This is a genomic window from Herbidospora sp. RD11066 (assembly GCF_054661255.1).
In genome coordinates this window covers 121,723-143,551 of sequence record NZ_BAAGDO010000007.1, presented here as the reverse complement: position 1 = coordinate 143,551, position 21,829 = coordinate 121,723, and the positions used below count along the sequence as shown (strand labels likewise).

16 protein-coding genes are annotated in these 21,829 nt (G+C 69.9%); 4 read left to right on the top strand and 12 right to left on the bottom strand.

The genetic code is table 11. The features are described 5' to 3' along the window. The first annotated feature begins 9 nt into the window (after positions 1 to 9). Positions 10 to 642 carry an MBL fold metallo-hydrolase gene (locus ACYQ78_RS25855; protein ID WP_459803501.1) on the top strand — a complete coding sequence of 211 codons (633 nt, stop codon included), beginning with the start codon at positions 10 to 12 and terminating at the stop codon, positions 640 to 642. A 173-nt stretch (positions 643 to 815) separates the two neighbouring features. Here ACYQ78_RS25855 and mnmA read toward each other — a convergent pair whose 3' ends face one another. Beyond that, a complete protein-coding gene (gene mnmA, locus ACYQ78_RS25850; protein ID WP_459803500.1) occupies positions 816 to 1,898 on the bottom strand; it encodes a tRNA 2-thiouridine(34) synthase MnmA in 1,083 nt (360 codons plus the stop codon). A gap of 59 nt (positions 1,899 to 1,957) precedes the next feature. On the opposite strand from mnmA, the gene ACYQ78_RS25845 reads away from it, so the two are divergent. Beyond that, complete coding sequence (locus ACYQ78_RS25845) at positions 1,958 to 2,965, top strand: DUF695 domain-containing protein (RefSeq protein WP_459803499.1); 1,008 nt, start codon at positions 1,958 to 1,960, stop codon at positions 2,963 to 2,965. Between the two features lie 31 nt (positions 2,966 to 2,996). On the opposite strand, the gene ACYQ78_RS25840 is transcribed toward ACYQ78_RS25845, so the two are convergent. The 11 genes from ACYQ78_RS25840 to glgP form a co-directional block, all read right to left on the bottom strand. Beyond that, the gene (locus ACYQ78_RS25840; protein WP_459803498.1) at positions 2,997 to 4,142 is read right to left on the bottom strand and encodes a cysteine desulfurase family protein; all 1,146 of its coding nucleotides are present in this window, start codon (positions 4,140 to 4,142) and stop codon (positions 2,997 to 2,999) included. A 197-nt stretch (positions 4,143 to 4,339) separates the two neighbouring features. Beyond that, positions 4,340 to 5,287: an electron transfer flavoprotein subunit alpha/FixB family protein gene (locus ACYQ78_RS25835; protein WP_459803497.1), complete on the bottom strand. Its 948-nt coding sequence runs from the start codon at positions 5,285 to 5,287 to the stop codon at positions 4,340 to 4,342. Positions 5,288 to 5,299: 12 nt separating this feature from the next. Next, a complete protein-coding gene (locus tag ACYQ78_RS25830; RefSeq protein WP_459803496.1) occupies positions 5,300 to 6,082 on the bottom strand; it encodes an electron transfer flavoprotein subunit beta/FixA family protein in 783 nt (260 codons plus the stop codon). A 154-nt stretch (positions 6,083 to 6,236) separates the two neighbouring features. After that, on the bottom strand, positions 6,237 to 7,445 hold the full coding sequence (locus ACYQ78_RS25825; RefSeq protein ID WP_459803495.1) for a serine/threonine-protein kinase: 1,209 nt from the start codon (positions 7,443 to 7,445) through the stop codon (positions 6,237 to 6,239). 53 nt (positions 7,446 to 7,498) lie between these two features. Beyond that, complete coding sequence (locus ACYQ78_RS25820) at positions 7,499 to 9,481, bottom strand: protein kinase domain-containing protein (protein ID WP_459803494.1); 1,983 nt, start codon at positions 9,479 to 9,481, stop codon at positions 7,499 to 7,501. Next, positions 9,482 to 11,755, bottom strand: coding sequence for a serine/threonine-protein kinase (locus ACYQ78_RS25815; RefSeq protein WP_459803493.1), 2,274 nt, complete (start codon positions 11,753 to 11,755; stop codon positions 9,482 to 9,484). It lies immediately after the preceding gene. 106 nt (positions 11,756 to 11,861) lie between these two features. After that, on the bottom strand, positions 11,862 to 12,374 hold the full coding sequence (locus ACYQ78_RS25810) for a YbaK/EbsC family protein (RefSeq protein WP_459803492.1): 513 nt from the start codon (positions 12,372 to 12,374) through the stop codon (positions 11,862 to 11,864). Continuing rightward, positions 12,374 to 13,873, bottom strand: coding sequence for a flavin monoamine oxidase family protein (locus ACYQ78_RS25805; RefSeq protein ID WP_459803491.1), 1,500 nt, complete (start codon positions 13,871 to 13,873; stop codon positions 12,374 to 12,376). The genes ACYQ78_RS25810 and ACYQ78_RS25805 overlap by 1 nt, the downstream gene beginning before the upstream one ends. Beyond that, the gene (locus ACYQ78_RS25800) at positions 13,870 to 14,712 is read right to left on the bottom strand and encodes a M55 family metallopeptidase (protein WP_459803490.1); all 843 of its coding nucleotides are present in this window, start codon (positions 14,710 to 14,712) and stop codon (positions 13,870 to 13,872) included. The genes ACYQ78_RS25805 and ACYQ78_RS25800 overlap by 4 nt, the downstream gene beginning before the upstream one ends. Further along, on the bottom strand, positions 14,712 to 14,912 hold the full coding sequence (locus ACYQ78_RS25795) for a hypothetical protein (RefSeq protein WP_459803489.1): 201 nt from the start codon (positions 14,910 to 14,912) through the stop codon (positions 14,712 to 14,714). Before ACYQ78_RS25795 ends, ACYQ78_RS25800 begins: the two co-directional genes overlap by 1 nt. 97 nt (positions 14,913 to 15,009) lie before the next feature. Further along, the gene (glgP, locus tag ACYQ78_RS25790; RefSeq protein ID WP_459803488.1) at positions 15,010 to 17,613 is read right to left on the bottom strand and encodes an alpha-glucan family phosphorylase; all 2,604 of its coding nucleotides are present in this window, start codon (positions 17,611 to 17,613) and stop codon (positions 15,010 to 15,012) included. 349 nt (positions 17,614 to 17,962) lie between these two features. On the opposite strand from glgP, the gene ACYQ78_RS25785 reads away from it, so the two are divergent. Next, complete coding sequence (locus ACYQ78_RS25785; protein WP_459803487.1) at positions 17,963 to 20,059, top strand: alpha-1,4-glucan--maltose-1-phosphate maltosyltransferase; 2,097 nt, start codon at positions 17,963 to 17,965, stop codon at positions 20,057 to 20,059. A gap of 33 nt (positions 20,060 to 20,092) precedes the next feature. After that, positions 20,093 to 21,826 (top strand): maltose alpha-D-glucosyltransferase, encoded by a 1,734-nt coding sequence (gene treS, locus ACYQ78_RS25780; protein WP_459803486.1) that lies wholly within the window; start codon positions 20,093 to 20,095, stop codon positions 21,824 to 21,826. Positions 21,827 to 21,829 lie beyond the last annotated feature (3 nt).

The following is a 21,829-nucleotide window of genomic DNA, read 5'->3' as shown; positions in this document are numbered from 1 at the left end:
TTAGGAAGTATGAAGCTCACCAAACTCGGCCATGCCTGCTGGCGCTTCGAGAAGGACGGGCGCGCGTTCGTCCTCGACCCGGGCAGCTTCAGCGGAAACGGTCTCCTCGACGGCGCCGAAGCCGTCCTGATCACCCACGAGCACCTCGACCACCTCGACCCCGACCTGATCAGGTCGGCAGGCCCCGACCTGGAGGTATGGACCTGCAACGGGGTCGTGAACGCCCTCGGCGAGGTCCCGGTCAAGATCCAGACCGTCCGTGAGGGCGACGTCTTCGACGTGGCCGGGTTCGCGGTCCGCGTCATCGGCGAATGGCACGCCCCGACGATCCCGGACGCCCCGATCATCCAGAACATCGGCTTCCTGATCGACGACCGCGTCTTCTATCCGGGCGACGCCCTGACCGACCCGGGCGTGGCCGTGGAGACCCTGCTGGTCCCGTCGAACGCGCCGTGGCTACGGGTGTGGGACTTCGTCGAATACCTCAGGGCGGTCCATCCCGACCACGCCTTCTCCACCCACGACGGGCTGGTCAACGAGATCGGCGCGGGCATGATCGACAACTTCCTGGCCATGGAGGGCAAGAACCAGAAGGCCGACATGCGCCGCCTCAAGCCCGGCGAATCCATCGAATTCGCCTGACCCGAAGCCCTAGCGGCCCGGATTCTCAAGGTGCCGACGTCGCGGCGCTGTACCCGCGCGGCCGGTTGGCGCCGGATACGGCGCCTACCGGGGCGGCGGGCAGTGCCAGGGTAGGCGGAGCCGTAACGGAAAAAGAAGCAGGAAGATCAGCGCCCGCGCGGTGAGGACGCCGATCAGGCCGCCGAGGCGATGGTCGCCGAGCCGATCACGGTGTCGCCGTGGTAGAACACAGCGCCCTGACCAGGGGCGACGCCGCTCGCGGGCGCTTCGAGCGTGATGTGGACCTCGCCGTCGCCCACGCGGACGCGCGCCGGATAGACCTCGCCATGTGCCCGCAGCTGGACCAGGCAGCCGAGCTCCCCACCGGGAGCGTCGACGGGGCCGTTCCAGACGGGCTTGGTGCCGATGATGGACGTCACCTCGAGCGCCGCCCGCGGCCCCACCGTCACCGTGTTGGACACCGGCTCGATCGACAGCACGTAGCGCGGCCGGCCGTCGGCGGCGGGCTGGTCGAGCGCGAGGCCCTTGCGCTGGCCGATCGTGTAGCCGAAGGCGCCGCCGTGGGTGCCGACGACCTTGCCTGACAGCGCGTCGACGATCGGGCCCTCGGAGGCGCCGAGCCGGTCGGCGAGGAACGCTCGGGTGTCGCCGTCGGCGATGAAGCAGATGTCGTGGGAGTCGGGTTTGTCGGCCACGGTCAGCCCCCGGCGGGCCGCCTCTTCGCGCACCTGGGCCTTGGTGGAGTCGCCCAGCGGGAAGATCGCGTGCGAGAGCTGCTCGCGGGTCAGCACCCCGAGCACATAGGACTGGTCTTTGCCCTCGTCGGGCGAGCGCCGCAGCACGCCGTCTTCGAGCCGGGCGTGGTGGCCGGTCGCGACGGCGTCGAAGCCGAGCGCCAGCGCCCGGTCGAGGACCGCCTCGAACTTGATCTTCTCGTTGCAGCGCAGGCACGGGTTGGGGGTGCGGCCGGCGGCGTATTCGGCCACGAAGTCTTCGACGACGTCGCGATGGAAGCGTTCGGCCATGTCCCAGATATAGAACGGAATGCCGATCACGTCGGCGGCACGGCGGGCGTCGCGCGAGTCTTCGATCGTGCAGCAGCCCCTCGCGCCCGTTCGGTAGGACTGGGGGTTGGACGACAGCGCGAGGTGCACACCTGTCACATCGTGGCCCGCCTCGGCGATGCGAGCGGCGGCCACGGCCGAGTCGACGCCGCCGGACATGGCGGCGAGCACACGCAGAGGCTTGAATCCCATAACCCTTCGAGACTACCCGCGTTGGCGTACTGCCCGTCCTGCTGGTTGGATTGCGGGCCATGCGGTTGTTCGGGCGCAAGAGCGAGCCGGTTGACCCGGCAGTGGCGATCTCCGAGTTCTGGGCGTGGTGGGCCGAGGCCCGTCCCCGGGTGGAGGCAGCCGACGACAAGGCGGAACTGATGGCCCCCGCCGTGGCGGCGATCGACCCCGGCCTCATCTGGGAGATCGGCAACGGCCGCGGCAGCCTCTTCGCGCTGGTCGTGAGCTCGGCCGCCGACCCGGAACTCCGTTCCCTGGCCCACCGCTGGGCGAAAGCGGCCCCCGAGCCCGACGCGATGTGGGAGTTCCATCCGTCCCGTCAGGCTGCGTCGATTCCGGCTGATGTACGTTTCCCCGCCGGCCCCCACGAATTCGACATGGCCCGGTTCGTGGTGGCCCTGCGCGTTCCCCCGGGCAGCCCGCGGGTCGACATCTCGGCCTATCACCCGATCTTCGAGGACATCGACGACGACACCCGCATGGAGACCGCCATGCTGGCCCTCGACCGCCTCCTCGGCGAAGACGAGGTCGCCCGCTGGGTCGGCGACGTCACCGCCGCCCAGATCGAGCCGATCGACGCCCTCCCCGCCATCCACCTCCCGGCCGTGGTGGCCGACGTGGCCGAGGGCTTCCAAGACGAGCAGTGGGCCCTCCTCGAAGGCACCACCGCGCGCGGCAAGAAGCTCACCGCGACCGCCCGCTACCCGCTCCGCCCGGTCGACTACCCCCTCTTCGACCAGCACATCGCCATCACGCTCCCCTACCGGAAGTCCGACTCCGACGGCCTCCCGGCGGGCGACTCACTCGACGCCCTCAACGCCTTCCACCAGACCCTCACCGCGGCGTTGGGCGCCGCGGTCGTCGCCGCCCACGTGAGCTCGGAGGGCGTCAGAACCTTCCACGTGTACGCCGACCCGACCGGCACCACCGAACGCGCGGTCCGCGACCTGGTCTGGAAGGAGGGCCGCCCGGCCATCGTGGTCTCGATGGACCCGGAGTGGTCGGCGGTAGCCCACTTCCTGACGTGATCGATGACGTGTGCTCCGCACACGCGGCCCGTCAGGAGAGGCCGGCGCGGCGGGCGCGTTCGACGACTCCGCCGATCACCTCGCCGACCCGTTCCACGTCTTCGACCGTGGACGTGTGGCCCAGGGAGAAGCGCAGTGAGCCGCGTGCGCGGGTGCCGTCCTGCCCCATGGCGAGCAGCACGTGGGACGGCTGGGCCACACCCGCCGAACACGCCGAACCGGTCGAGCACTCGACGCCCTTGGCGTCGAGGAGCATCAGCAGCGCATCGCCCTCGCAGCCGGGGAACGTGAAGTGGGCGTTGCCGGGCAGCCGGTCGTCGAGGTCGCCGTTGACGACCACGTCGGGCACGGCGGTGCGGACCTTCGCGATCAGCAGGTCACGGAGCTCGGTCAGCCGCGCCGCCAGAACCGCCCGGCGTTCGACCGCGAGTTTGACGGCCGTGGCGAAGCCCGCGATGGCAGGGGCGTCGAGGGTCCCCGACCGGACGTCGCGCTCCTGGCCGCCGCCGTGGAGCACCGGGACCGGGTCGACCCCGCGCGCGAGCAGCAGCGCCCCGACGCCCATCGGGCCGCCGACCTTGTGACCGGAGATGGTCATCGCGTCGACCCCGGACGCGGAGAAGTCGACGCCGAGCTGGGCGACGGCCTGCACGGCGTCGGTGTGGAAGGGCACCCCGGCCTCGTGGGCGATCGCCGCCAGTTCGTGGATCGGCTGGACGGTCCCGACCTCGTTGTTGGCCCACATCACGCTCACCAGCGCGACGTCGTCGCCGATCGCGGCGCGCAGCGTCTCGGGGAGCACCCGCCCGTGAGCGTCGACGGGCAGCAGTTCGACCTGCGCCGACTGGTGGTCGGCCAGCCAGTGGGCGGGATCGAGCGCGGCGTGGTGTTCGACCGAGCTGAGCAGGACGCGGGGACGCTGCCGGGCCCAGAACAGCCCCTTGATCGCCAGGTTGTCGGCCTCGGTGCCCCCGGCGGTGAAGACGACCTCACTCGGCCGGGCCCCGAGGGCGCAGGCGATGGTCTCGCGCGACTCCTCGACGATGCGGCGGGTGCGGCGACCGGCGGCGTGGAGCGAGGAGGCGTTTCCGACCCGCGAGAGTTCCGCCACCATCGCCTCGACCGCCTCGGGCACCATCGGCGTGGTCGCGGCGTGATCCAGGTAGGCAGTTCGCACCGAACAAGCGTATCCGCAGTGAACTCCGACTCCACCGCGGGGAATTGGTGGTCGCCCGTTACGCCCCGGGGCGTAAGGGCGACCTGAAACGGTCTTCCCGCCGGACAGCGCCCGGAAACCCTCCGTTCACGTAGCGGACAGTGACCAAAAGGAGAGGGCGCCGGGCCATCGCCCGGCGCCCTCTCGGGTCCCGCGTGCTACTTCCGCTTGGTGATCTCGTCGATCAGCTGCGGTACGACCTTGTGCAGGTCGCCCACCACGCCGAAGTCGGCGATCTCCCAGATCGGCGCCTGGCCGTCTTTGTTGATGACCACGATGGTCTTGGCCGTCTGCATGCCCGCCCGGTGCTGGATGGCGCCCGAGATGCCCGCCGCGATGTAGAGCTGCGGGGCCACGGTCTTGCCGGTCTGGCCGACCTGGAACTCGTGCGGGTACCACCCCGAGTCGGTCACCGCGCGCGAGGCGCCGACCGCCGCGCCGAGCGAGTCGGCGAGCTGCTCGATGATCGAGAAGTCGGCGCCGACGCCACGGCCACCGGAGACCACGATGGCGGCCTCGGTGAGCTCGGGGCGGGAGCTCGACTTCTCCTTGACGCGCTCGACCACGCGGGCCGCGCGGGCGGCGTCGCTCAGCGCGACGTCGACCTTCTCCTCGGTGCCCGCGCCCGCCGCCGCGACCGGCTGGGTCGAGTTGGGGCGCAGGGCGATGATCGGAGTGCCCTTGGCCACCTTGCTGTGGACGACCACGCCGCCACCGAAGATGGGCTGTTCGGCCACGAAGCCCTCGGCCACGCCCACGGCGTCGGTGATGACGCCGCTGTCGATCTTGATGGCCAGGCGGCCCGCGACCTCTTTGCCCTCGGTGGTCGAGGCGACCAGGACCGCAGCGGGCGACCGGCCGGCGACCAGCGAGGCCAGCAGTTCGGCCTTGGGCGCCACGAGGTGGTCGGCGATGTCGGCCGCGTCGGCGACGTAGATCTTCTCCGCGCCGTATTCCGACAGGCGGGCCTTGGCGGTCTCGGAGTAGCCCGGACCGGCCCACACGGCCGACGGCTCGCCGAGAGTGCGGGCCAGGGTGAGGAGTTCGAGGGTGACCTTCTTGATCTCGCCGTCGATCTGTTCGACGAGCACCAGGATCTCTGCCATGTCAGCCCTCCCTTAGATGAACTTCTTCGAGACCAGGAACTCGGCGGCCTTGGTGCCGCCGTCGCCCTCGTCGTTGACGACGACGCCCTTGCCGCGCGGGGGCGCGGTCTCGAACTCGGCCACGACGCTCCAGGCGGCGGCGAGGCCGATCTGGGCGGGGTCGATCTCGGCGTCGGCGATGCCGATCTTCTCGATCGGCTTCTTCTTGGCCGCCATGATGCCCTTGAAGGACGGGTAGCGCGGCTTGAAGGGGTCGGGCTTCTCCACGACCGACACGACGGCGGGCAGGCTGGCCTCGACCTTGTCGTAGCCGTATTCGGTCTGCCGGTGGATGCTGATCGAGGAGCCGGACACCTCGATCTTCTCGGCGAGGGTGAGCTGGGCGACGCCCAGGCGCTCGGCGAGCATCGCGGCCAGCATGCCGGTGCGGGCGTCGGTCGACTCGGAGCCCAGGATGACGACGTCGAACCCGATCTTCTTCAGCGCCTGGGACAGCGCGTAGGAGGTCGAGAGGGCGTCGGAGCCGTGCAGCGCCTCGTCGGACAGGTGGACGGCCTTGTCGGCGCCCATGGCGAGGGCCTTGCGGATGGCGTCGGTGGCCTGGTCGGGCCCCATGGTGAGGACCGTCACCTCGCCGCCGTGGGCCTCCTTGAGCTTGAGGGCATCTTCGACCGCGTATTCACAGAGCTCGTTGATGACGCCGTTGGCGCTGCGGTCGAGCGTGCTGTCTTCGGACCTGAGCTTGCGCTCGGTCGCGGTGTCGGGAACCTGCTTCACGCAGACGACGATGTTCATGGCCGGTGGCCGACCTCCCGTACTCAGACGGCTCGCGCCGCAACGGACGACTGACTATTTGTTACCCGCGAGTAGCTTACTCACAAACCCCGCGTACGGGGCACTTGCCATCACCATACCGAACTATGTTCTGGAGATGTGGCCCGGGGGGTGGTCAGCCGGCCAGAGCGAGCAGGCCGAGCGTGAAGAGGAGGGCGCCGACGGCCAGCAGCAGGATAAACGTACTGAAGAAGGTACTCAGCACCCACCAGAGCACGATCGACCCCGCGATGGCCGACAGGTCGAGGACGACCCGGCCCTTCTCCTTGGCGGCCAGGCCGAACATGGCGTCGATGAGGAGCGCCAGGCCGTACACGACAAGAAGGAGGAGCGACGCCTCGGGCAGGTATTCGCGGCCGGCGGCGGCGAGCAGGCCAGTGATCCCGCAGGTGCCGATCACCCAGCGGCGGCGGACCACCGCCGCCCGGCGGGCGTGGGCGATCTCGGCGGGTGAGCGGGGGTCGGCGGGCGGCTCCGCCGGCTTCCACTCGGTGGTCTCCTCTTCGCGGTGGGAGCTGGTGGTGACCGGGACGGGCCGCTGCGCACCGAGGCGGGCGAGCAGCTGACCGGCCGTGGGGCGGGCCGCCGGATCGTTCGCGAGGGCGTCGCGCAGGATCGGGACCAGCCACGACGGGACCCCCGACAGGTCGGGCTCGTGGTGGACGACCCGGTAGGCGACCGCGGGCGCGGGACCCTGGCCGTAGACGGACCGGCCGGTGGCGGCGTAGGCGAGGGTCGCGGCGAAGGCGAACACGTCGGCGGGCGGCCCGGCGTCGCGGCCTTCGAGGACCTCGGGCGCCAGGTAGCCGGGGGTGCCGACGACCGCGCCGGTGTCGGTCACCGAGACCAGGTCGAGCGCGGAGGCGATGCCGAAGTCGATGAGGTAGGGCTCGCCGTCGGCCACCATCACGTTGGCCGGTTTCAGGTCGCGGTGGACGATCCCGGCGTCGTGGATGGCGGTCAGCGCCTCGGCCAGGCCGCGCGCCAGCCGCAGCAGCTCGGCGTCGTCTTTGACCGGGCCGTCGGCGACGATCGCCGACAGGGCCCGGCCGGGGACGTAACGGGTGACGATGTAGGGCCGCTCCCCTTCGAGCGACACGTCCAAGACCTCGGCGATATGAGGCCCGCGTACCCGCAGCATCGTCTCGACCTCACGCGACAGCCGCGTGAGGGCCGAGGCGTCGGCGGCGATGTGGGGGTGCAGGACCTTCACCGCGACGGTGCGGCCCTCGGCGTCGAGCGCCAGATGGACCGCGCCGAACCCGCCCTTCCCCAACGGGGAGAGCAACCGGTAAGGACCGGCGTTAGAGACGCTCGACTCCACCGGCTGCTCCCTTCAGGATTCACGAGTGTTCGTGCCCCGTCGCGGGCCCTGGCTCACTTCCCGACGAGGAATCCCAGTCCGATCTGACTCATCAGGTCTTCGATGAGACCCGTGATCAGGTTCATCGCGGTGTCCTGCCCCTTGCCCAACTCGGCGACGAGGTCCTTCACGACCTGCGACGGCGCCCGCCACGGCGTCCAGACCGGCTCGGCCGACAGTGCGGTCATCACGATGAAGAACGCCAGCGTGCCGAACACGATGGTGACCACCATGCCGGCGCCGGGGCTGCGGATCGCCGACGCGAGCGCCCGCTGCACCGCCATCCGGGGCTTACGCCCGCCCGGCAGCAGGAAGAGGCCGCCCACGAACGCCGCCGCCGCGAAGGCCGCCGCGCGGTCGGACGTCATGTCGACCAGGTAGTGGCACACACCCCACGCGCAGATGCCGAACAGGATGCCCAGCGGCACGTGGATCAGGGTCGCCAGCACCGCCTTGAGCAGCGCCCACGGGGTGCCGAGCACGGCCCGCATCGGATCGGAGGAGCTGGTCCCCCGGATCGACCGGCGCTCGCTCATGTCGCCGAACAGCGAGTTGCCGACCCGCAGGCAGAGCACCAGCACGATCGCGAACAGGCTCACCATCACCGGCAGCAGGCACGCCGCGCCGATCAGCACCGCCAGCATCAGCCCCGCCATCACGGGGTGGCTGGTCTTGTAGCGCGGCCGGTCGGGCTGCGGCTGAGGTTGCGGCCGCGGTGGTGACGGTGGCTGGTAGGCCGGTGGCCTCCCCTGCGACGGCGGCGGACCGGCCACCCGCTGGTCGGCGTAGGGCGGCGGCGCGAACTGGGGCGGCGGCCCCGGCGGCCGGTATTGCGGGACGTTCGCCGGGACGTAGGGCGGCGGCTGCGACGAGGCGCCGGAGCGCCGCTGCTTCTGCGGCCGGGGCTCCCGCTCGGGCGCGACGTAGTTGACCGGCGGCAGCAGGTCGGAGAAGGTCTCCTCGCGCCGGGCGGCGGGCACGTCGTCGAGCACGCGGGTGCCGTCGATCTGGATGCGGGTGCCGTCGCCGAGGACGCGGGTGCCGTCGGTCAGCACGCGGGTGCCGTCTTCGAGGACGCGGGTGCCGTCGGCCAGGACGCGCGTGCCGTCGGAGAGCACGCGGGTGCCGTCGGGCTGGTGGTTGCGCTGGACGGCGGTGCCGCCCTCCTTGAACACCGTCACCGACGGGTCGAGGGCGCGCGAGAGCTTCAGCAGCGACCCCGCCGTGGGCCGGGAGCCCGAGTCGGTGGCCAGGGCGAGCCGCAGCCAGCCGCGCAGGAACGCGGGCGCGGCGTCGACCTGGGCCTTGCCCTCCAGGATGTTGTAACAGACCGACTCGAACGTGCCCGTGCCGAACGGCGGCTTGCCGGTCGCGGCGAAGAACACGGTCGCGGCCAGCGCGTGGACGTCGGCCGCCTGGGTGATCTCGCTGTCACGGATGATCTCGGGGGCCAGGTAGCCCGGGGTGCCGACGAACATGCCGGTCTGGGTCAGCCGGGTGGCGTTCACCAGGTGGGCGATGCCGAAGTCGATGACCAGCGGTTCGATGCCGCCCGAGCCGTCGTCGACGAGCATGACGTTGGCCGGTTTGAGGTCGCGGTGGATGACGTCGGCGTGGTGGATGGCCACCAGCGCCTCGCAGAGCCCCTTGGCCAGCCGGGTGAGGTCGTCGCCCTTCAGCGGGCCGTCTTCGAGCACCCGCTGCTCGAGAGTGCGGCCCGGCGCGAAGCGGGTGACGATGTAGGGCGTGGCACCCGTCAGGTCGGCGTCGAGCACCGCGGCGACGCGGTTGCTGCGCACCCGGCGCATCGTCTCGACCTCACGGGTGAGACGGTCGCGCGCCTTCAGGTCGGATGCGACGTGCGGGTGGAGGACTTTGACGGCGACTTCGCGGTTGTCGGAGTCGAGCCCGAGATGAACGACGCCCATTCCGCCTTCGCCAAGACGCCGGAGCAATCGGTAGGGACCGATCCGCTCCGGTGCTTCCGTTGCGGCCACCTATGACCCCCCTGGTCCTTGTTCCCTCAGTTGGGAGAGCCGCGACACGAGTTCCGGGAAGTCGAACCCCCAGAGCAGACCTGCCGTGTGGTTGTCGGAATTGAGCGACAACAGCGCGACTCCCCCGAGGATCACCGCCACCACCCCTACGATGGCGGCGATCCCGATCGCCATACCCCGGGTGGGAAACAGCGAAGCCAGCGTACGTCGTACCTGGCGCGTGGGTGCCTCGACGGCGGGACCGGCGCAGATCGTCCAGAGGGCGACCGCGACGCCCCAGCCGAGCGTGGCCGGAATGTCCATTTTGGTGAGCACCGTCAGCAGCAGCGTGACGGGAATGCCCAGAATGAGGCCGTAGAAGATGAGCCCGATCGTCGCGGCGGCCGACTTGACCAGCGCGGCGGGCTCGCTGAGCACCCGGAGCACGTCGCCCGCCGCCGCGCTGACCTGGCGCTTGCCGTTGAGCTGCGGCTGCGCGATGTCGGCGGCCCGCAGCAGGATGACGCTCGGGATGATGAGCAGCGCCGCCAGCGCCGGCGCGATGGCCGCACCGCCGATCAGCGCGATCTGCATGAGGACGCTCGCCACGCCGTAGGCCCGGGAACGCTGCAGCATCGCGCCCGGACGCGCGCCCGGGTTGTGGAGCGGCGGGGGCGGCGGGACGCGCAGCGTCTCAAGGAACGGCGCGGGCTTGGGCTGGTGGACCTGCGGAGTGCGTTCGTAGTGCTCCGCGGGCTGGGTGAAGATGCCGGGCTGGGGGTTCTGGTGCGACTGGCGCAGCTCTTCCGGCGAGACCCGCCGCGTCGGCAGGTCGCCGTCGCGCGGCTGCGGCTGGTTCCAGCCGCCCTCACCGGCACGACGCGTCTGTACGTCGCCCTCGTTCCAGCCGCTCTGCCCGCCCGGCAGCCGGGTGGGGATGTCGCTCTCGCCGGAGAGGCCGGCCCTGCGCAGGTCGTCGCCGGTGACCCGGACCGTGGGGAACGGATCGCCGCCACCCCGGCCCGGCATGTGCCCGGGACCCGAAGGATTGACGGCCTGACGAGGCGCGGTCGGCTCGGCGAGCCCGGGGTTCTGCCCGGCGTTCTGCCCGGTGCCCTGGCCCGTGTTCTGACCGGTGCGGGGCTGCCCGGGATGGCCGGATGATCCGGTGCCCGGGTGGGACGGGTTCGGGCGGCTCGGGTAGCCGGGCGCGGTCGGCCGCACGTCGCCCGTCGGGAACGGCTCGGGCGGGGCCGGGTGGCCCGCGAACGGGGTGTCGTTGAGGAGGGAGACGTACTCCTCCTGCGACGGCTGGCGCCGCACGACCGGGGTGATCAGCGGGTTGGCCTTCTGGCCGGCCACCGGCTGGTTGACCTGGTCGGTCGAGGCGGGCCGCGGCGTCGGCGGCGGTCCTTCGACGCCGAGGACGGCGATCGGCTGCCCGGTCTGGTCGTCGATGTTGGGGACCGTGGTGATCTCGTCGGGCACCCGGGGGCGGCGCGCCTGCGGCATCAGCCGGGACACCGTCTCGCGGAGCTCGACCGCGCGGGGCCGTCGCGAGGGGTCGCGGTGGAAGGCGGCCCGCAGCACCGGCTGGACCACGGCGGGGGCGGCGTCGATGTTCGCCTTGCCCGACGTGATGTTGAAGAAGATCATCTCCAGCGTGCCCTTGCCGAACGGCGGCAGGCCGGTCGCGGCGTAGAGCAGGGTGCCGGCCCAGGCGTGCACGTCGACCTCGGGGCCCGCCTCGTGACCCTCGATGATCTCGGGGGCCAGGTAGCCGGGGGTGCCGATGAACATGCCGGTCTGGGTCAGCCGGGTGGAGTCGACGGCCTGCGCGATGCCGAAGTCGATCAGCACCGGCTCGCCGTCGAGCATCAGCACGTTGCCCGGCTTCAGGTCGCGGTGGATCACCCCGGCCGCGTGGACGGCGGCCAGCGCGTCGGCCACGCCGTAGGCGACCTTGAGGATGCCCTCGACGCTCAGCGGGCCGTCGTGCTTGATGAGGTCGTCGAGGGGTTTGCCGGGGACGTAACGCGTGACGATGTAGGGCCGGTGACCCGTCACGTCGGCGTCGAGCACCTCGGCGATGTAGGGGTTGCGCACCCGCCGCATCGTCTCGACCTCGCGGGACAACCGGCGGCGCGCGGTGTCGTCGCCCGCGACCTCCGGGCGCAGCACCTTGACGGCCACCTGCCTGCCGTGAGGATCGAGGGCAAGGTGGACCACGCCCATGCCGCCTTCACCGAGCCGCCGGAGCAGCCGGTAGGGGCCAAGTCGGTCGTCCTGATTCATGCCTTAAGCACCATACCGACTAACACACCGCCCATAAGTGAACCATCAGGCCACATTCCTGCCCCGTACAACGGCAGGATTGCCCCAACGGTTTCCCACCCTACGGTCACAAACTGAGCAACAGCACCTCGCCACCGGTCGCCGTGACGAGATCACTACCGGAAAGCGCCAGCTTGGACCGCCGAAGGCCGCTGCCGATGACGATGAAGTCGCGCCGGGTCACGTTTTCGTCAACGAGCACCGGCCAGCCCTCCGGGAGCCCGATAGGGGTGATTCCGCCGTATTCCATCCCGGTCAGTGAGACGGCGTCGTCCATGGACGCGAAGGAGATCTTGCGGGCGTCGAGGTGGCGGCGGACGATCCCGTTGATGTCGGCCCGGTGGGTGGCGAGGATCATCACGGCGGCGTAGCGGGTCTCGCCGCCGCGCTTGGCGGCCACGATGACGCAGTTGGCCGAGTCTTCCAGCGCGACGTCGTACTTCTCGCAGAAGGCGGCGGTGTCGGCCAGATCGGGGTCGATCGGGGCCACTTTCAGGTCGACCTTCAGATCGGGTACGACCTTCGCCACCGGCCCGGCCAGGAGGTCGGCGTGGTCGGCGGCGGGGACCCAGCTCAGCATCAGTTCTCCTTCAGCGCCCTTTCGTGGATCAAGAGCACTGCCTTGCGTGCGGACTCGAAGGCCCCAGCCTGCCAGGCGATCAGGTTGGTGAGCCAGTCGCCCGCCAGGTAGACGCGGCCGTGGGCCTGCCCCACGACCTCCTGGAGGCCGACGTTCATCATGCCCTCGACGTACGGCCGCTTCGCCCAGGACATGGAGATGCTCGCCAGCAGGTCCTTGCGGTAGCGGGGGCCGTGGACCTGCTCACCGGCGCGCAGCGCGCGCTCCAGGCGGGCGGCCGGGGTGAGGGCGTCGTAGGAGGCGGCCCGGTCGGCGACGGTGTAGTAGCCGACGAGCAGGCCCCGGCGTTCGTGGAAACCGTGGGAGGGATACCAGATGGTGCCGATGTCGAGGTCGGTCTCGGTGGTGCCGCCGTAGATGTCCTCGTCGTGCTCCCACCAGCGGCGGCCGTACTCCAGGCCGAGTTTGCCGCCGGCGAAGAGGAAGCCCTGGCCCAGGAGCGTGATGAGCTCGCGCGGGAGGGAGCTCGGGACGCGGGCCAGGATGTGCGGGGGCAGGGTGGCCACGCAGTAGTCGGCCCTGATCGAGCCGTTCCTGTACTCGACGACGACGTCGCGGCCGGTGTCGGTGATCCTCGTGGCGGGGGTGCCCGTCTTGATGCGGTGGCGGCCGACGTTGGCGGCCAGGGCGTCGACGATGCGGTCCATGCCGCCGACCGGCTGGAACATCGGCATGGCCTGGTCGTGGGTGAGGTCCCAGAAGAGGGCGTACGGGATCTTGTAGCCCAGCACCTCGCTGAGCGCCGGGACCGGGCCGGGGTCGGCGCGGCGCTCGCCGCCCTCGTAGGTGAACTGCTCGCCGAGCTGGCCGAACTCACGCAGCAGGTCGAGCAGGTCGGTCTTGTCGGCCGCCGTCAGGTCGGTGTCGAGGGCGCCCTGGTTCGTCGCCTTGGCCAGCAGTTCGCCGAGGTAGCCGTAGGTGTCGGCGCGGGCGGTGCGGTAGCGGATGGACCTGCCGCCGGTGTGGACGTAGGCGTCGGCGTTGGAGTTGACGAAGATCTCCAGCGGGACGCCCAGCTCGCGGCAGTAGTCCATGGTGATCATCCACTGGGCGATGCGGGCCGGGCCGGCGTTGAAGTAGGTGCCGTCGCGGAAGCCCGCCTTCTGGGTGACGCCGCCGATCTCGGTGAGTTCGTCGCCGCCGCGGATCGTCAGGTTCCGGCCGCCGACCTTCGTGGCGGCCTCCAGGACCGTGACGTCGTACCCGGCCTTGAGCAGTTCGTAGGCGGTGGCGAGGCCCGCGATCCCGGCGCCGAGGACCACGACGCGCTTGGGTGAGCGGCCGGTCAGGGTGAAGTCGCCGGGCTGCGGCGCGCGGAAGGCGCTCGACTGGCTTCCCGGGACGAGCCCCAGCGCGCCCATCGCGGCCAGCATGGTGCCCGCGCCCCCGGCGGCGCCCAGCCCGTGGAGGAAGGCCCTGCGGCTTAAGTCACCCGTCACCCATAAACACCGCTTCCACACGCGACCTGACCTGCGATCATGGCGTAAAGGCCGAACAGCGCCATGATCTCCCGGTAGTCCGACGTTGTGAACTCGGTGTGCCTTGCCGATTTGTGCCGCGTTCCCGGAATGATCGCGCAGGCCGAGGCGATGGCGGTGCTGTTCCACTCGACTTCGAGCGTGTACGGCGCCTCGATCACATAGGGCCGGAAGTCGGCCAGCCGATTCAGGGCTTTCAGAGCCCCCTCCTCGATCCGCCGCTGCGCCACCTCGATCGGCAGCAGTTCGGCGGCGAACATGTCGATGCCCTGCTTGACCGCGACCGTCTCGACGTCGCCGAGCAGCTCACGGGCCTCCTCGCAGACCGCGACGTCGCCGGTGACCAGCACGACCGGCACCCCGACGAACCCGGCGAACGCGGCCACCAGCCGGGTCTCGCCGCAGATCTCGCCGTTCAGCCAGACGTTCTGGATCTCCTTGCCCATCCACGTGTGGTTGAGCACGCCGTGGGAGACCCCGGCCCGCGCGTGGTAGCCCGCGAAGATCGCCGCGTCGAAGCCCTCGACGAGGCCCTGCCCCATGCGGTGGGGCTTGCCAGGGCCGCGGATCAGGGTGGCGCGCGGGTCGATCAGGTCGATGCGCAGGTTCCTGGTCGAGCCGTGGGCGTCGTTGACCAGCACCTGCGTCGCCCCGGCCGCGAACGCGCCCCGGACGACGGCGTTGGCGTCGCCGGTCATGAACTCACAGCCGCGGTCATAGCCTCGGCCGCCGTGGTGCATCTCCTCGGGGTCGGTGAGCCCGGTGACGCCCTCCATGTCGACGGACAGGTAAACCCGCATCAGTAGCTCCGCAATCGATCGACCTCACGGCGCAGCGCCAGCACTTCCCGCCGCAGCATCTGGATCTCCCACAGGGCCTCCTTGATGTCCTGGCGGTGGTCGGCCCGGGTGACGTACCGGGCGTCCACCCGGACGCGGACGGCCCGGCGGAGCCGGGGCGGGGCGATGACGCGCAGGATGAGGCGGAGGACGGGCCGCATGAGCAGTGACCCTATCGGAACGTTCCGCCCTAATGGCCAGGATAATCACACAGACCGGCCCTCCCACCAGGGAAGACCGGTCTGTGAGGTAGATCAATTACCGAAGGGTGCCGTTGGTCATGCCCGCGGGCTCCTCGGGCACGGCGATGAGGCCGAGCTCGGCGGGCGAGGCCATCAGCGTGTGGAAGGGCACCACCCTGACCGAGTAGCCGAACGCGCCGGTGCGGTCGAGCGGGATCACGCCGGTGAAGGTGGCGTGGCCGTCGTCGTCGATGGAGCCGACGGTCAGCTTCACGTGGTTGGGCTCGATCAGCTCGTCGTGCTGGCCGACCCGGCCGTAGGCGGCCTGCACCTCGACGTCGTCGGGCGACAGCTCGCCCAGCGCGATCGTGGCGCTGACCTCCATGGCGGCCCCCAGCTCGGGGGTGTCGCCGATGCCGGAGGTCTCGACGTGCTCGACCCGGACGGCGGGCCAGGCCTGCGAGACCCGCAGCTTCCAGGCCGCGAACGCCTTGGCCTGGGCGTGGCCGTCGGCCGACAGCGCCTGCGCGGCACCGGCCGCCGGGGTGTAGAGGTCGACGACGTAGTCGCGCAGCATCCGCCCGGCCAGCACCTTGGGCCCGAGCGAGCTGAGGGTGTGCTTGACCATCTCCAGCCAGCGGCGCGGCAGGCCGTCGGCGGCCCGGTCGTAGAACCGGTCGGCGACCTCGCGCTCGATCAGGTCGTAGAGGGCGTTGGCCTCCAGCTCGTCACGCCGGTCGGGGTCGTCGACGCCGTCGGCGGTCGGGATGGCCCAGCCGTTGTTGCCGTCGTACCACTCGTCCCACCAGCCGTCGCGGATCGACAGGTTCAGGCCGCCGTTCAGGGCGGCCTTCATGCCGGAGGTGCCGCACGCCTCCAGCGGGCGCAGCGGGTTGTTCATCCAGACGTCGACGCCCTGGACGAGCAGCTGCCCGACGGTCATGTCGTAGTCGGGCAGGAAGACGATGCGGTGCCGCACGTCCTCCATGTCGGCGAACTTGATGATCTGCTGGATGAGCTTCTTGCCGCCCTCGTCGGCGGGGTGGGCCTTGCCCGCGATCACGATCTGCACCGGCTTGGCCGGGTCGAGCAGCAGCGAGCGCAGCCGCTCGGGGTCGCGCAGCATCAGCGTGAGCCGCTTGTAGGAGGGCACCCGGCGGGCGAAGCCGATGGTCAGCACGTCGGTCGACAGGGCCTCTTCGGTCCAGGTCAGCTCGGCGTCGGAGGCGCCGCGCTGCCGCCACGACTTGCGCAGGCGCTTGCGGGCGTCGTTGACCAGGTTGGCGCGCAGCTGCCCGCGGATGGTCCACAGGTCGGCGTCCGAGAGCTTCTGGACGCCCTCCCAGCCCTGGGCGCGCTCGACGATCGTCGGCAGCTCCTTGCCGGCCAGCTCCATGACCTCGCGGCCGACCCAGGTGGGGGCGTGGACGCCGTTGGTGATCGAGCCGATCGGGATCTCCGACAGGTCGAAGCCCGGCCACAGGCCCTGGAACATCTCGCGGCTGACCTCGCCGTGCAGGACCGAGACGCCGTTGACCCGCTGGGCCAGGCGCATGCCCATGACGGCCATGTTGAAGACGGCCTTCTCGCCGTCGCCGCCGTGCGACTCGGGCTCGGCGCCCAGGGCGAGGATGCGGTCGACCGGGACGGTCGGCCAGGCGTTGTCGCCGCCGAACTGGCGGGCGATCACGTGGGCCGGGAAGCGGTCGATGCCCGCCGGGACCGGGGTGTGGGTGGTGAAGACGGTGCCCGCGCGGACCGCTTCGAGCGCCTCGTCGAACGACAGGCGGGCCTCGGTGAGCTCGCGGATGCGCTCCAGGCCGAGGAAGCCGGCGTGGCCCTCGTTGGTGTGGAAGACCTGCGGCTCGGGGTGGCCGGTGATGCGGCAGTAGGCCCGGATGGCGCGTACGCCGCCGATGCCCAGCAGGAGTTCCTGGAGCAGGCGGTGGTCGCCGCCGCCGCCGTAGAGGCGGTCGGTGACGTCGCGGGCGGCGGCGTCGTTGTCGGCCACGTCGGAGTCGAGCAGCAGCAGCGGCACCCGGCCGACCTGGGCGATCCAGATCTGGGCGTGCAGGGCGGCGCCGCCGGGGAGGCTGATGCGGATGCGCGCGGGGGTGCCGTCGTCCTCCTTGAGGAGGGTCAGCGGGAGGCCGCCCGGGTCGAGCGACGGGTAGTGCTCCAGCTGCCAGCCCTCGGGCGACAGGGTCTGGGTGAAGTAGCCGTGCCGGTAGAGCAGGCCGACGCCCAGGATCGGCACCCCGAGATCGGATGCGGCCTTCAGATGGTCTCCGGCGAGAATGCCGAGCCCGCCCGAATACTGGGGCAGGGCGGCGGCGATGCCGTATTCGGGGGAGAAGTAGCCGACGGCGGCGGGCGCGTTCTCAAGCGTCTGGTACCAGCGCGGCGCCGTCATGTACTCACGGAGATCGTCGGCGGCGTCGGCCACACGGCGCAGGAACCGGCGGTCCTGGGCCAGCGCGCGGAGCCTCTCGGCGGAGACGGCGCCGAGCAGGGCCACGGGGTCGTGTTCGACCCGTTCCCACACCTCGGGGTCGACCTCGCCGAACAGGTCCATCGTCTCCGGGTGCCACGACCAGCGGAGATTCTGGACCAGCTCGCCAAGCGGGGCGAGCTCGGCCGGAAGGACGGTACGGACGGTGAACCTGCGAATTGCTCTCACGTGGCCAGACCCTAGGCGATCGAAGGGGGTGGATGTGGCCGGAACTTCTCGCCACACAGTGCCAACTCACCGTTGGCATACCTGCTCAAACCTCACCGAACGTGGCCGCGTCCGGTGAGTACGTGTACGCAACACGAACCCCCGGAGACCCGTGGATGACACACGTGTTTGACCAGCCGGACTGACTTTCATTCTGGCGGGTAAAGGGGGAGCATTAGGGCAACTCCAGTATGAGCGAGTGGCCCGGTCAGCGGGCCGTGGTTCGTGCTGCCCCAAGACAGAGCAAAGATCGACAATTGCCCCGTGGACTCCGGCGGTACCGGGCGTGCCGTCGCTACGTTGAGAAACGATGATCGGAAGAATCCCAATCCAGGACATCCATCCCGTCGTCGACTGCGGGAAGCGACCCGCTAAGGCCGCCGCCGGGGAATCCTTCGAGATCACCGCCATCGTGTTCCGTGAAGGACACGACGCGGTGGCCGCCGGGGTCGTGCTCTTCGATCCCGACGGCGTGCCCGGCCGTCTGAAACCCATGCGGGAACTGACGCCCGGCACCGACAAGTGGGGCGTCGACGTCACGCTGCCCTCTGAGGGATTGTGGTCCTACCGGGTGGAGGCCTGGAGCGACCCGATCGCGACCTGGCTGCACGACGCCGGGATCAAGATCCCGCGAGGGCTCGACTCCGATCTGATGTGCGAGGAGGGCGCGCGGCTGTTCGACCGCGCCGCCAAGGCGGTCCGCGCCGCCGACTGCCCGGACGCTCCGGCCAAACCGCGCAAGGCTCCGGTCTCCAAGAGCAAGAAGCCGCCGGTCAAGGCCGCTCCGGCCTGCGGCCACAAGGCCGCGCTCCAGGCGATGGCCGCCCGGCTCCGCGACGACGACGTCGACCCGCGGGCCCGCTTCGCCACCGCGCAGCTGCCGGAGACGCAGGCGCTGGTCGCCGCCCACCCGCTGCGCGAGCTGGTGACCCGCACCGTCCGGTACAAGGTCATGGTCGACCGCAGGCGGGCGCTGTTCGGTTCCTGGTACGAGTTCTTCCCGCGCTCCGAGGGCGCGATCATCGAAGAGGGCGTCGCCCCGAAGTCGGGCACGTTCAAGACGGCCGAGAAGCGTCTCCCGGCGGTCGCCCAGATGGGCTTCGACGTGGTCTACCTGCCGCCGATCCACCCGATCGGCATGGCGTTCAGGAAGGGCCCGAACAACACGCTCACGCCCGAGCCCTACGACCCGGGCAGCCCGTGGGCGATCGGCGCCGAAGAGGGCGGGCACGACGCGGTCCACCCCGACCTGGGGACGATCGACGACTTCGACTCGTTCGTGGCGCGGGCCCGTGAGCTCGGCATGGAGATCGCGCTCGACCTGGCGCTCCAGTGTTCGCCCGACCACCCGTGGGTCAAGGAACACCCCGAGTGGTTCAACATCCGGGCCGACGGGACGATCGCCTACGCCGAGAACCCGCCGAAGAAGTATCAGGACATCTATCCCCTGAACTTCGACAAGGACCCCGAAGGGATCTACCGGGAGGTCCGCCGGGTCGTCCTGCACTGGATGGATCACGGGGTGCGGATCTTCCGGGTCGACAACCCGCACACCAAGCCGGTGTCGTTCTGGGACCGGCTGCTGCGGGACGTCCGCAACACCGATCCCGACGTGCTGTTCCTGGCCGAGGCCTTCACCCGTCCGGCGATGATGCAGACGCTGGGGCGGATCGGGTTCCACCAGTCGTACACGTATTACACGTGGCGCAACAGCAAGCCGGAGCTGGAGGAGTACCTCACCGAGCTCTCGCGCGACACGGCCCACTTCATGCGGCCGAATCTGTTCGTCAACACGCCCGACATCCTGCACGAGTACCTTCAGCAGAGCGGGATGCCCGGATTCAAGATCCGGGCGGTGCTCGCGGCGATGATGTCACCGACGTGGGGCGTCTACTCTGGCTACGAATTGGGGGAGGGTGTCCCCGTTCGTCCAGGGAGCGAGGAGTACCTCGACAGCGAGAAATACCAGTACAGGCCGCGTGACTGGCAGGCGGCGGAGCGCGAGGGCCGTAGTCTGGCGCCGTTCATCACGCAGCTGAATTTGTTCAGAAGAGCCCACCCGGCGCTTCAGGAATTGCGTAATCTACGGTTTCACAGCGTCGACCAGCCGGCCGTGATCTGCTTCTCCAAGCGGCTGCCGGGCGCCTACGACACGGCCACACGAAGGCACGCCATAGGCGACGTCGTGCTGACGGTCGTAAATCTGGATCCACACAACACCCATGAGGGCACCGTCTTCTTGGACATGCCGGCCCTGGGTCTCGACTGGCATGCCGAGTTCGTCGTCGACGACGAGCTGTCCGGCGAGTCGTACCGCTGGCGGCAGGCCAACTACGTGCGCCTCGATCCGCATGTCAATCCCGCACACATCTTCACGCTGCGTCACGGGTCAGCGCACCGCCCTTAATCCGCAGCCCTGCACCAACCGGGGAGTCCACAGGTGAGCGTTACGACACCTCAACCGAGTCCGCAGAATCAGCCGAACCAGCCGATTCCGAACACCTTCACGCACGAGAAGCCGCGCGACGCCTTTTGGTACAAGCGCGCCGTCTTCTACGAGGTGCTCATCCGCGGTTTCGCCGACTCCAACGGTGACGGTACGGGAGACATCAGGGGCCTGATCGAGAAGCTCGACTACCTCGAGTGGCTCGGCGTCGACTGCCTCTGGCTGCTGCCGCTCTACGAGTCGCCGCTGCGTGACGGCGGCTACGACATCGCCGACTTCATGAAGATCCTTCCGGACTTCGGTGACCTGGGCGACTTCATCAAGCTGGTCGACGAGGCGCACAAGCGCGGCATCCGGGTCATCGCCGACCTGGTCATGAACCACACGAGCGACCAGCACCCGTGGTTCCAGGCCAGCCGGCACGACCCGACCGGCCCGTTCGGCGACTTCTACGTCTGGAACGACGACGACGAGCTCTACAAGGACGCCCGGATCATCTTCATCGACACCGAGACGTCCAACTGGACCTACGACCCGGTCCGCCAGCAGTACTACTGGCACCGGTTCTTCCACCACCAGCCCGACCTGAACTACGAGAACCCGGCCGTGCAGGAGGCGATGCTGGAGGTCCTGCGCTTCTGGCTCGACCTGGGCATCGACGGCTTCCGCATGGACGCCATCCCCTACCTGTTCGAGATCGACGGCACCAACTGCGAGAACCTGCCGCCGACCCACGCCTACCTGAAGCGGGTGCGGGCCGAGATCGACCGGCTCTACCCCGACCGGGTGCTGCTGGCCGAGGCCAACCAGTGGCCGAGCGACGTCGTCGAGTACTTCGGCGACCCGGTCACCGGCGGCGACGAGTGCCACATGGCGTTCCACTTCCCGCTGATGCCGCGCATCTTCATGGCCGTGCGCCGCGAGTCGCGCTACCCGATCTCCGAGATCCTGGCCCAGACGCCGAAGATCCCGGAGAACTGCCAGTGGGGCATCTTCCTGCGTAACCACGACGAGCTGACGCTCGAGATGGTGACCGACGAAGAGCGCGACTACATGTACTCCGAGTACGCCAAGGACCCGCGCATGCGCGCCAACGTCGGCATCCGCCGGCGTCTGGCGCCGCTGCTCGACAACGACCGCAACCAGATCGAGCTGTTCACCGCGCTGCTCATGTCGCTGCCGGGTTCCCCGGTGCTCTACTACGGCGACGAGATCGGCATGGGCGACAACATCTGGCTGGGCGACCGCGACGGCGTGCGCACCCCGATGCAGTGGACGCCCGACCGCAACGCCGGGTTCTCCGACTGCGACCCCGGCCGCCTCTACCTGCCGGTGATCATGGACCCGATCTACGGCTACCAGGCGATCAACGTCGAGGCGCAGCAGAAGCACTCCGGTTCGCTGCTCCACTTCACCAAGCGGATGATCGAGATCCGCAAGCGTCACCCCGTCTTCGGGCTGGGCGACTTCACCGAGCTCAACTCCTCGAACCCGAGCGTGCTGGCGTTCGTCCGGGAACTGGGTGACGACCGGGTGCTGTGCGTCAACAACCTGTCGCGCTTCCCCCAGCCGGTGGAGCTCGACCTGCGCCGGTTCGAGGGGGTTTCACCCATCGAGGCGACGGGTAACGTCCCGTTCCCCCCGATTGGCGAACTTCCGTATCTTTTGACGCTTCCGGGGCATGGGTTCTATTGGTTCACCATCCCGCCGTCGTCCCGGGAGGAATAGAAA